The organism is Acidimicrobiia bacterium, from assembly GCA_016650365.1.
Classification (GTDB): Bacteria; Actinomycetota; Acidimicrobiia; order Spongiisociales; family JAENVV01; genus JAENVV01.
This window is the reverse complement of sequence record JAENVV010000098.1, coordinates 1-9,998: the sequence shown is the minus strand read 5'-3', so window position 1 is coordinate 9,998 and position 9,998 is coordinate 1. Positions and strand designations below refer to the sequence as shown.

The window sequence follows — 9,998 nt, the reverse complement described above, 5'->3', positions numbered from 1 at the left end:
GTGTACTCCGACCACGAAGGCGGCAGGAGCGGTGGGAGCGGTGATATGTGAGAGTCCCGGGGTATAGGTGTCGTCGAAGTCAAGGACATGGCCGGCCACCCCCAGCCGGGCCGTGCGCTGCACCAGTCCGCCATCATCGATTGCGCAAGCTCGAGCGGCCGGTTCGGACCGTCCGGCGAACGCACATGCCATCCAGTCAAGAAGCGCCTGGCGATATCCGGGATGATCAGTCATGTGCTGTGCCCGCCCTTTCAAGAAGGCCTTTGCCGATGACCCGCAAGGCCAGAACCTCTTCAGTACCCTCGAAGATCGACAAGACCCGGGCATCCACGAACAGCCTGCTAATCGGGTACTCCTCCGCATATCCGTAGCCGCCGTGGAGTTGCATGGCATCTCTGGTGATTTCCTCGGCCGCCCGCGAGGCGAGTGCCTTGGCCATCGCCGCTTCGATCTGGCCACCGCCTCCCGTCAGCAGTCTGGCCGCGTGATACGTGAACTGGCGGTTGGCCTGGATACGCGCCGCTGTCCTGGCCAGGTTGGCCCTGGTCAGCTCGAACTCCAGGAGCGGGCGACCAAATACATTCCTCGTCTGGCTGTAGGCAAGGGCCGTGTCGAATCCGGCCTGCATGACACCGAGCGCCCTGGCGGCCGTTTGGAGGCGGCCTGAGGCGAAAGCTCCCATCTGGAGGTAGAAGCCCCTTCCGAGACCGTCTTCTCCACCAATGAGTGCTTCAAACGGCACGATGAAGTCGTCGAAGGTCAGCTCGAAACTGTGTAAGCCGCGATAGCCGATGGTGTCGATTGCTCGACCCCGCAGAGTGCCGCCGCTTGCCTGTTCGATGGTGAACTCATGCCCGGGAAACGGGGGCTTCTCGAGGACAAACAGCGATAGACCCTTTGCGCCGGCAGATAAATCGGGATTGGTCCTGGCCAGAATCATCAACAGTTCCGCCCGTCCGGCGAAGGTCGCCCACATCTTTGCCCCATCGAGGATGAAGTGATCGCCGTGCCGCCGGGCCGACATTCGCAGGGAGGCGACGTCGGAGCCGACATCGGGCTCAGTGACCGACACTGCGACCATCTGCTCGCCTGCGGCGATACGCGGCAGCCAATTGTGTTGTTGCGCTTCGGTTCCGCCATCGAGAAGGGCCGTGACCAGGATCTCAGGCCTTGTCAGTAGCGATCCGGCCATCAGCGATCCTCGCGAGAGTTCTTCAGTGGCGACCGCCATGGCGAGGAGTCCGGGTCCGGCCGGATCCTGAAATCCGCCGCGATCCGCCGGAATCGACATGCCAAACGCACCCATCGCTGCCATGCCTTCGATCAGTTTCTCCGGAACGTCCAGATTGTGGCGATGGATTTCTTCGGCTCCGGGCGCTACCTGTTCTCTGGCGAATCTGGCAAAAGTGTCGGCGACCAAAGCGACTTCATCGCTCAGGTGTCTGGGGCCTGTATCGGTCGACTCGAACGATACGACGAGCGCCTCGACTGCGTCGGGATCGGATCCGGTCGCCAGTACCCGCTCACACGGGCCGCCGCCGAGGTCATGCTCGATGCCCAGGGTCGTTCGCCGCCCATCTATCCGTGCCCTTGCCGATCGAATCAGATCGGCGACTGCGATTCGTCCGACCCACGATTCGGTCTCTCCATGGTCCGAATATTCGACCATCACCTTCGCCATGGCGGTCTCCGCAGCGAGGAAGGCAAAGTGGTAGACGGCTTCCTGATGATGATCGAGCAGTTCGGTCGAGATCTGACCCTCTCGACGGGAAATAGCGGCAAGGTGGGTGGTGGCCGAGTCGACCACGGACTGCATTCGGTCGACGGCCCGGCGGGCGTCTTCCTGCCAGCTCATTCGATTGGGTCCATACGGGCCTCGTCCGTCACTCGACGAGCCAACCGTACACGCAGCGACTTTGGTGAGCACGTCGGGCGCCTATGACCCGGGGCGAACAAAGAGCTTCGAGTTGCACGATGGCGGGTTCCTCTTTCCATGTCGATGTTCTTTCTTTTTAGCACCTCCGGCTCAGGCCGGTCGAGCTGTCCTCGGTACAATCCCCCGCAGCCAGGGAAAGGAGAGTCAGTGGATTCAGGTCTGTTGAGCGGACTGCGAGTCGTCGAAGGGGCAGTCTTTGTGGCCGGGCCGCTGGGCGGAATGACCCTTGCCCAGTTGGGGGCCGACGTGATCCGGTTCGACCCGATCGGGGGAGGACTCGATTACCTGCGCTGGCCCGTTACTGAGACTGGCGAGAGCCTTTACTGGGCGGGGCTGAATAAGGGCAAGCGCTCGATTGCGCTGGATCTTCGATCAGACGAAGGTCGGGAATTGGCGATGTCCCTCATCACCGCTCCAGGCCCGGACGCCGGAATCTTCTTGACCAATTACCCGGAAGGTGGATGGATTGATTACGACCGTCTCGTGGTACGACGTCCGGATCTCATCATGTGCCACATCCTCGGCAACTCCGACGGGTCCACAGCAGTGGACTACACGGTCAACGCTGCAGTCGGATACCCGGTAATCACCGGGCCGGAGGAGTCCGATGGTGTCGTGAACTCCGTCCTTCCTGCCTGGGATCTCATCACAGGCATGACGGCGGCCACCGGGATTCTGGCGGCGGACAGACACCGCCATCGGACCGGAGAAGGCCGTCTGCTCAAGCTTCCATTGTTCGATGTTGCTCTTGCGACTCTTGGTCACCTCGGTCATATCGGTGAGGTGCAGGTCAACGACGACGATCGGGCCAGACATGGGAACTATCTCTTTGGCGCCTTCGGCCGAGATTTCGTGACTGCAGACGGCCGCCGGGTGATGGTGGTGGCGATAACCACCAGACAGTTCCGCGGCATAATCGAAGCAACCGGGCTCGAAACTGAGTTGGCGGCAATCGAGAAGGATCTGGGTTTTGCGCTCCGGAGCGATGGAGATCTCTTCACTGCACGAAAGGCGATCGCCGGAATCCTCGAAGCTTGGATCGCCACACACAGTCTGGCCAGCATCGCGGCAGTGTTCGACGCGAACCGGGTCTTGTGGGGCCCGTATCAGACCATGCGAGAACTGCTGGAGGAAGATCCGCGGGCTAGCGCTGCCAACCCGATGCTTGAGGAGATTGATCAGCCGGGCATCGGACGGTATTTGATGCCCGGGTCTCCACTCGATATCGGGCCGGACAGGCTTCCTCCACGAGCGGCGCCCCTGCTCGGTCAGCACACCGACGAGATATTAAGTGAGGTGCTCGACTTGACCGGAGCTGAGATCGGACGGCTCCATGACCTGAAGGTGGTAGCGAGTGCCTAGCCAACTCGATGATTGGATCGGCCGCACCGGGTTACTGCAATGACCCCAACAGTAGGGGAGTGCGCGCCTGGAAAGAGCGCAGGGCTCATCGGTCCAACGCACCATCGCGGCTTTTGACGCCGGGTCCGTCAGGTCCGCGCGCCGTGCCGAACCGCGGGGTGACGACATCCATCTCTGCACGGCTCGCTCGTACCCATGAACTCACGGAAGCGCCTGTCGATGCTCTCCTCGAGACCAGGAGCGGCGAAAGACTGGCATACCCCTGGATCCACTTTACATAACGTGGATTATGGGCGTTTGCTCACATCACAGGTCCACAGTTAGGCACCCGTGGCTCGGATCTCGAGGTCACAGGCCACCGCCGCCTCAACGGACCTCCTGAGGGAGCGAACGGTCTTGAGCATCTGAGGCGCCGTTGCATCCACCGAATCCGTCAGGACATCTTCGTAGGCTGCTTCGAGCAGGTACAACTGATCCCGATGTGCTTCAAGTGACGACCTGCTGATCAGCACATCGTCGGATTCCAGGCCGCGGGTGGTTGCGAGCCGGCGCGATTCGTATGCTCGCTGCCGATGGGATGACCGACAATATCGCTTGGGTCGTCCCTGGCCTACATTCTTGCCCATTACCCCACCACACCAGGCACACCTGTTCACAAGTAGTTTCGTCACAGTGACGATATTACTCACAAGTAGGGTCCGAAGCGCGGCTAGGTATTGCTAATGAGAAGTCGTTGCTCAATCACGTGACTGCCGAGCGTGATCAGCTTGTAGGCAAGCTGTGCGAATCCGACATCGGTCTCGTCCGCCGGAACGACGGCAACGTCGGAAGTCGCCAAGCCCACTAGATGACCATCCCGAAGGGTGAGGAGGCCCGGCCGCTTCGAGTCGCCGACGAAGACCCAATCGGGTTCGGCCCGGACCACCGACTACCAATGGTCTCCCTAGGGAACACCATAAAGGTATCCTTGTGGAACACCATGACGTTTGACATTGAGACCTCCCCCTTTGTATTCGACGGACCGGCTCCGCCCGATGACGTCGTGGGCCGGGAAGTCGAGATCGCTGCGCTGACCGATCGGGCCATGCACGGCCGATTTGTACTTCTCTACGCGCCGCGCAGGTACGGCAAGACGAGCCTCATCCACCGGATTCGCCGGGATGCCCACGACAGCAACGACCTGGCTGTCGTATTGGTCGATTTTCTCGGTGTGCAGACCATCGACGATCTCTCACATCGAATCGGACAGGCCCTGCAATCGGTGCCGGCAGGTCCATTCGCTTCCGCTCTGCGCAAGCTCGCCAGTCGCAGCCCGGAAATTTCTGCGCAACTGGGATACGGACCGGCATCACTGCAGCTGAAGCGGGGCGAACTAGAGGCCCCCCACCTGCTGGAGGAGCTTCTTCGACTCCCATACAAAGTCGCCGATGACCTCGATTGTCGGGCGCTGGTCGTTATGGATGAATTCCAAGCGGTAGCAGACGTTGCCAAAGCCGAAGCGATCATCCGATCCACCATCCAACACCAACGCGACCGGCTGTCATATCTGTTCGCAGGGTCTGAACAGTCAATTCTCAACACGATCTTCGCTGATCGGGTTGCCCCGCTGTACGGCCAGGCCGAACAGTTCCGTCTTGGTCGGCTCCCCGACGCTGCGCTGGCTGAATTCATCGAAGAGAAGTTCACCGTGACCGGTCGCGATATCGGCACCGCGCTCCCCCACCTGTTGGCAGCTTCGCGTGGACACCCCCAACGTGCCGCGTTTCTCGCTCATCAGGTTTGGCAGTCAACCGGACAGAGCGGAATCGCCGACGAGCACACGTGGGCGGACGCCTACGCCGAGGTCATGGCACGCAGCCACCATGAATTCGTTGCTATCGAGAGCGGGCTCGAAACCGGCCAACGGAAAACGGCGAGACTGCTCGCATGGAACGAGCCACCATACGGCGCGGCCGCCCGCCGCTTGGGTCTCCCGAAAGGGACCGCCGCCAAAGCGCTGATCGCGCTGGAGCGGCGCAGCCTGGCTTGGCGTCCTTTCGGTGAGGATCTCGAACTGGTCGACCCCCTATTTGCGGCCTGGATTCGTGAACGCGACCCGACGCCCTAGCCACTCAGCGTTGGGTCGGAGACTTCAGCCCATCGCTCGATGCAAAAACGCGGCCATCTGACCGCGGGTGATCGGCGCGGACGGACAGTAGAGGTCGGCCGCGCAGCCCTTGGTAATGTCACTGGCGCTCAGCCAACTGATGTCTGCCTCGAAAACAGACCCATCGTCATCCCTGAAAGCCATGGGCGCACCAATTGCGACGGAACCTTCGAAGGCTCTCCGCAAGAACGCCGCCATCTGTCCTCTCGTCACAACCTTGGTTGGACAATATTCGGAAGCTCGACAACCGAATGTGATTCCGGCAGCGGCCAACGCTTGGATGTCCGCCTCAAAGACGGACCCATCATCATCAGTGAATCTGTCCACATTTGACGGAGGCAAAGCGAGGGCACGAACAAGGAAAGCCGCCATTTGACCGCGTGTGACTGGGGCACTCGGACAGAACAGGTTGATCGAGCAGCCGTTGGTGATTCCGTTGGCAGCCAGCCAGCCAATATCGGCCGCGAAGATCGAATCCACCGTATCAAGGAAGCCCCCCGAGAGCTGAAAGGCCTGCTCACGAGCCGCGACCCACGCGTCGAGCCTCCCGTCGAAGAGCCAGGAAGCGGCCGATGGCGCAGACCATCCGCCCAGTTCGGCTACCACGACTGGATCGACCGTACCGTTCTTGATGATCCGATAGTCGTTGGCTTTCCCGCCTTCGAACTTATCCCGGTTGAAATAGATCGCACCGATCACCTGTTCATCGGCGGCCAAACTTCTGAACATGTCCCGAAGCCACTGGTCGCGATCGCCATCCTCGACGACTGACCCCGTTTGGCTAACCAGAATTGGCTTAGTCGTGGACAGTTCACTCTGAATCTGGTCGACGTACCCACCGATGATGGTGTAGAAGTCCTTCCACGGGTTGTTGCGATTCAGCTTGGATAGGCCGATGACGTCGACAACCGGATCCCCCGGGTAATAATCTGCGTAGGTGAAACCGTTCGAAATTCCACCGTTGACCGACCAGGCAAATCGGACCTTGTCTCCGCCGAGTCCGGCATCTACGAACGCTTGCCGAACCTTCCTATATGACTTGATGGCGCCAGTTGGGTCTCCGCCCCATGGGTGCTCAGGCAGATTTGGCTCGGCAAACGGCGCGATAACAATCCGATGATCGGTGTCGGCATTCAGCCAGGTTGCCAGCATGGACACCATCGCTGCCAGGTCTCCATCCAGCTTGCCCGCCACAAAGTCTTGGTACGCGGCCGTGTCACCGCCCGCAGTGTTCACCTCAACGTACGGGGTCACGCCCATCGCACTCAACTCGTCGAGAACCGCAGGTGCCCAAGCGACGGGCCATCCAGCCTCGATGTTCCAAAACAGTTGGTAGAGCGAGGGATACTGACCCGTCTTGCTCTGGAACAAGGGTAGGTCAGTTCGGAAGTCCTGGGTAGCTATCCCAAACAGGTCGGGAGCGGGTGGAGGAGCTGACTGGACCATTCCCATTGCCTGACCCGGGATTAGGGCGGCGAGCAAGGACCACAATAGGACGAGACAGACAGTTGACTTCAGGCGCATTAGGTCTCTATCGGCTTAACCGGCTTCCGGGTTGAACCATAACCTGGGTCTCGCACTTATCATGTATGCAGGCGCACAGTGCAGCCAAGGGTCGGGCCAAGTCGAGTACGAGCGGCTAATGGCGGGAGTGCTAGAGGCGCCACACCTGTTGGAGGAGCTGCTTCGACTCCCATACAAACTCACCGAGGAAGCACGGCGTGTTTCCGCAATCGTTCACCAGCTCCCCTTCCCAGTTCATAGTTCGGGTGTTCCGACCGCAAGCGAGCAGACCCGACCTGGCATCGGGACCTTTTGCCCGAGATCGTTGGGATGAAGGCAGGGAACGTAACGGCAACCGACCTCGCCGGACCCTCAAAGCGCCTGGTCCACTGCCCCGGAGGTTGGTGTATGGCGGGTTGGAACCACGATGACGCCGCCATCAGGATCCTGGATGACTCGCACATTGGCGCCGTAGTGGCGGGCGATCGTCTCACTCGTGAGCACCTCTCCTGGGGTACCCTCGGCCAGGATGGCTCCCCCATTCAGCAGTAACAGACGGTCGGCGAACTGCCCGGCCAGAGTCAAATCATGCATGGTCGACACGACGGTCAAGTTCCGTTCCGAGCGAAGGTCGTCGATGATCTGCATGGTCTCCTGCTGCTTGCCAAGATCAAGCGCGGAAGTCGGCTCATCGAGCAACAGGATCTGTGGCTCCTGGGCGATCGCTCTGGCCAGAACCACTCGCTGCGCTTCGCCGCCAGACAAGGTGGCAACACCTCGTTTGGCCAGGTGACTGACGGCGAGAAGATCGAGGGTATTGCGCACCGTCGCCAGATCATGTTTCGACTCGCTACCGAGGATCGACAGGTACGGGGTCCGACCAAGAAGAACGTAATCGATCACCGTCATACCAGCGGGCAACGCCGGCGCTTGTGGCACATAGGCAATCTGCTGAGCACGGTTGCGGGCCGACAGGTCTTTGATCGAACGACCGTCGATGGTGACAAGACCAGGCATGTCCGCCAGACCAGCCACCGAACGCAGCAGCGTGGATTTGCCGGCGCCGTTCGGTCCGATGATAACTACCCATTCACCCGCCATGACCGTCAGTGATATCCCCTCAAACACCGCCAAGCCGTCATAGCTGGCAGACAGATCCTGGACTCGAATCATCGGGCCACCCCCGGCCGGGTCCTCAGAATGAGGGCGAAAAATGGCGCACCCAGGAACGCCGTTATGACCCCGATGGGTAGCTCGGCGGGAGGAATGGCAATTCTGGCAAACAGGTCGGCGGCTACCAGGAAGGCCCCGCCACCGAAGAATGACAGCGGGATGAGCAGGCGATAGCTCGCACCAAACAGCAAACGCAGGAGATGTGGAATCACGATCCCGACAAATCCGATTAGACCACTCACTGCGACCACCGCTGCCGTCCCGAGAGTCGCAGCCGCCACGACGATCAAGCGAATCCGGGTGACTGGCAACCCGAGGGCGGTCGCCTCCTCGTCCCCCAATGCCAACACGTCGAGCATCCTGCGCAGAGCAAACAAGATGGTTGACGCCACGAAAACGTATGGAAGGACAGAACGGACTTCTGACCAGCCCGCCGTCGAAAGGCGCCCCAGAATCCACGAGTACACCTCACGAAGTGTTTCAGAGTTGCGCTGTTGTACGTAGGTCTGAGCGGCGGTCAGAAACGCCGCCACTGCGACCCCTGACAGAATGAGTGAAGTGACCGTATTGCCACGTGATCCGGCCGCCCCAACTGCATACGTGATGCTGGCTGCCACGACCGCTCCCAGAAATGCCGCTACCGGGAGAAGTGCCGAGCCTCCTCCACCGATTGCGATGGCGAGAGTGGCACCCAGTCCGGCGCCGGCTGCTACGCCTAGTAGGTACGGATCGGCCAACGGGTTGCGAAATACCCCTTGATAGGCGGCCCCGGCGGTGGCAAGCATTCCGCCGACCAGGACACCGAGTAGAACGCGCGGAAGTCGGATGTCCCAGATGATCGCCTGGTGGGCCTGGGATACCGTCCCGGCAGCTCCCGCACCTGGAATGTGGCTGGTTATCGTTGCCCAAATATCACCAATCCCTATCGAAACGGGCCCGATTGACAAGCCGCCGAGGACCGTTCCGACCAGAACCAAGGCGGCGATGACCCACCATCGAAGCAACACTCGAGAATGTTCGACATCGATCATCAGTCGCTGCTCACCGCCAGCGTTAGGGCATCTGCGGCCGCCCGAAGTAATTCGACGACTCGCGGTCCCCAACGGGAAGCGACGTCGTCGTTCAACTCCACGATCCAGCCGTTCTGAACCGCCGACATGGTTTCCCAACCTGCCCTACCAGCCACCGATTCGGCGGTGACCCCACAACAGATGGTATCGGCCAGGAAGATGAGGTCGGGGTCGGCATCCACGAGGTACTCAGCCGACAATTGCGGGTATCCGTAGGCGGATCCGTCCGCGTCGGCGGGATCCGCTACGTTCCGGAGGCCGAGTAAGGCATACATTTGACCGATAAAGGTCTGCGAAGTGACGCTGTAAAGGGTGTCGTCCAGTTCGTGGTAATACGTCGGCGCCACATCGTAGGTCGGGACTCCGGCGAGGATCCCGGCGATGTCCGCCTGCATCTGTTCGATAAGTGCGGCCGCCCCCGGGGTGTTTCCGGTCGCAGCGCCAACTTGCTCGATCTGGGAGTAAACGTCGTCAAGGTTTGCAGGAGCGAAATGGGTGATCACCGGGATGCCGGCGGCGTTCAGACCGGCAACGAAATCACCGGTGTCACCACTGATCACAACCAGATCAGGATTCATCCCGATGATCGCCTCAATATTCGGGGTCCACGCCGAGAGGTCCGGATCGAGCGGGGCGGATTCGGGAAAGTTGCTCAGTGAATCGACCGCCAGAACCTGGTCCCCTGCCCCGACCGCGAAGAGGATCTCAGTCGACGCCGGTGACAACGACACTATGGCCATGGGTTTGGTTCCGATCGTGACCTCTCCCAGGCTGTCAATGAAACTGACCGGAAAATCGGAATCTTCGG

The 9,998-nt window shown here is 60.6% G+C and carries 10 protein-coding genes; 2 read left to right on the top strand and 8 right to left on the bottom strand.

What is annotated here, in order from left to right; translation table 11 throughout:
- Positions 1-234, bottom strand: a 234-nt coding sequence (locus JJE47_05610; GenBank protein ID MBK5266894.1) for a hypothetical protein, incomplete at its 3' end; no start/stop codon positions are given.
- The gene (locus JJE47_05605) at positions 227-1,855 is read right to left on the bottom strand and encodes an acyl-CoA dehydrogenase family protein (GenBank protein MBK5266893.1); all 1,629 of its coding nucleotides are present in this window, start codon (positions 1,853-1,855) and stop codon (positions 227-229) included. The genes JJE47_05610 and JJE47_05605, both read right to left, overlap by 8 nt.
- A gap of 144 nt (positions 1,856-1,999) precedes the next feature.
- Between JJE47_05605 and JJE47_05600 the strand changes: the two genes are divergently transcribed.
- Entirely contained in the window at positions 2,000-3,298 is a 1,299-nt protein-coding gene (locus tag JJE47_05600) for a CoA transferase (protein MBK5266892.1), read from the top strand.
- A 320-nt stretch (positions 3,299-3,618) separates the two neighbouring features.
- Here the strand turns inward: JJE47_05600 and JJE47_05595 are convergent, their stop codons facing one another.
- The gene (locus JJE47_05595) at positions 3,619-3,924 is read right to left on the bottom strand and encodes a hypothetical protein (protein ID MBK5266891.1); all 306 of its coding nucleotides are present in this window, start codon (positions 3,922-3,924) and stop codon (positions 3,619-3,621) included.
- An 83-nt stretch (positions 3,925-4,007) separates the two neighbouring features.
- Complete coding sequence (locus JJE47_05590; GenBank protein ID MBK5266890.1) at positions 4,008-4,223, bottom strand: hypothetical protein; 216 nt, start codon at positions 4,221-4,223, stop codon at positions 4,008-4,010.
- 54 nt (positions 4,224-4,277) lie between these two features.
- Between JJE47_05590 and JJE47_05585 the strand changes: the two genes are divergently transcribed.
- Positions 4,278-5,405, top strand: a complete 1,128-nt coding sequence (locus JJE47_05585) for an ATP-binding protein (protein MBK5266889.1) — start codon at positions 4,278-4,280, stop codon at positions 5,403-5,405.
- Between the two features lie 24 nt (positions 5,406-5,429).
- Here JJE47_05585 and JJE47_05580 read toward each other — a convergent pair whose 3' ends face one another.
- The 4 genes from JJE47_05580 to JJE47_05565 all read right to left on the bottom strand — a co-directional run.
- Complete coding sequence (locus JJE47_05580; GenBank protein ID MBK5266888.1) at positions 5,430-6,968, bottom strand: S-layer homology domain-containing protein; 1,539 nt, start codon at positions 6,966-6,968, stop codon at positions 5,430-5,432.
- Positions 6,969-7,319: 351 nt separating this feature from the next.
- Entirely contained in the window at positions 7,320-8,120 is an 801-nt protein-coding gene (locus tag JJE47_05575; GenBank protein ID MBK5266887.1) for an ABC transporter ATP-binding protein, read from the bottom strand.
- On the bottom strand, positions 8,117-9,151 hold the full coding sequence (locus JJE47_05570; protein MBK5266886.1) for an iron ABC transporter permease: 1,035 nt from the start codon (positions 9,149-9,151) through the stop codon (positions 8,117-8,119). The genes JJE47_05575 and JJE47_05570 overlap by 4 nt, the downstream gene beginning before the upstream one ends.
- A partial coding sequence (locus tag JJE47_05565; GenBank protein MBK5266885.1) for an ABC transporter substrate-binding protein occupies positions 9,151-9,998 on the bottom strand: 848 nt, incomplete at its 5' end. The genes JJE47_05565 and JJE47_05570, both read right to left, overlap by 1 nt.

Excerpts from the sequence above, each read along its gene's own strand:
- JJE47_05605 (MBK5266893.1), bottom strand. The coding sequence starts at position 1,855 with ATGAGCTGGCAGGAAGACGCCCGCCGGGCCGTCGACCGAATGCAGTCC.
- JJE47_05600 (MBK5266892.1), top strand. The coding sequence starts at position 2,000 with ATGTTCTTTCTTTTTAGCACCTCCGGCTCAGGCCGGTCGAGCTGTCCT.
- JJE47_05595 (MBK5266891.1), bottom strand. The coding sequence starts at position 3,924 with ATGGGCAAGAATGTAGGCCAGGGACGACCCAAGCGATATTGTCGGTCA.
- JJE47_05585 (MBK5266889.1), top strand. The coding sequence starts at position 4,278 with ATGACGTTTGACATTGAGACCTCCCCCTTTGTATTCGACGGACCGGCT.
- JJE47_05580 (MBK5266888.1), bottom strand. The coding sequence starts at position 6,968 with ATGCGCCTGAAGTCAACTGTCTGTCTCGTCCTATTGTGGTCCTTGCTC.
- JJE47_05575 (MBK5266887.1), bottom strand. The coding sequence starts at position 8,120 with ATGATTCGAGTCCAGGATCTGTCTGCCAGCTATGACGGCTTGGCGGTG.
- JJE47_05570 (MBK5266886.1), bottom strand. The coding sequence starts at position 9,151 with ATGATCGATGTCGAACATTCTCGAGTGTTGCTTCGATGGTGGGTCATC.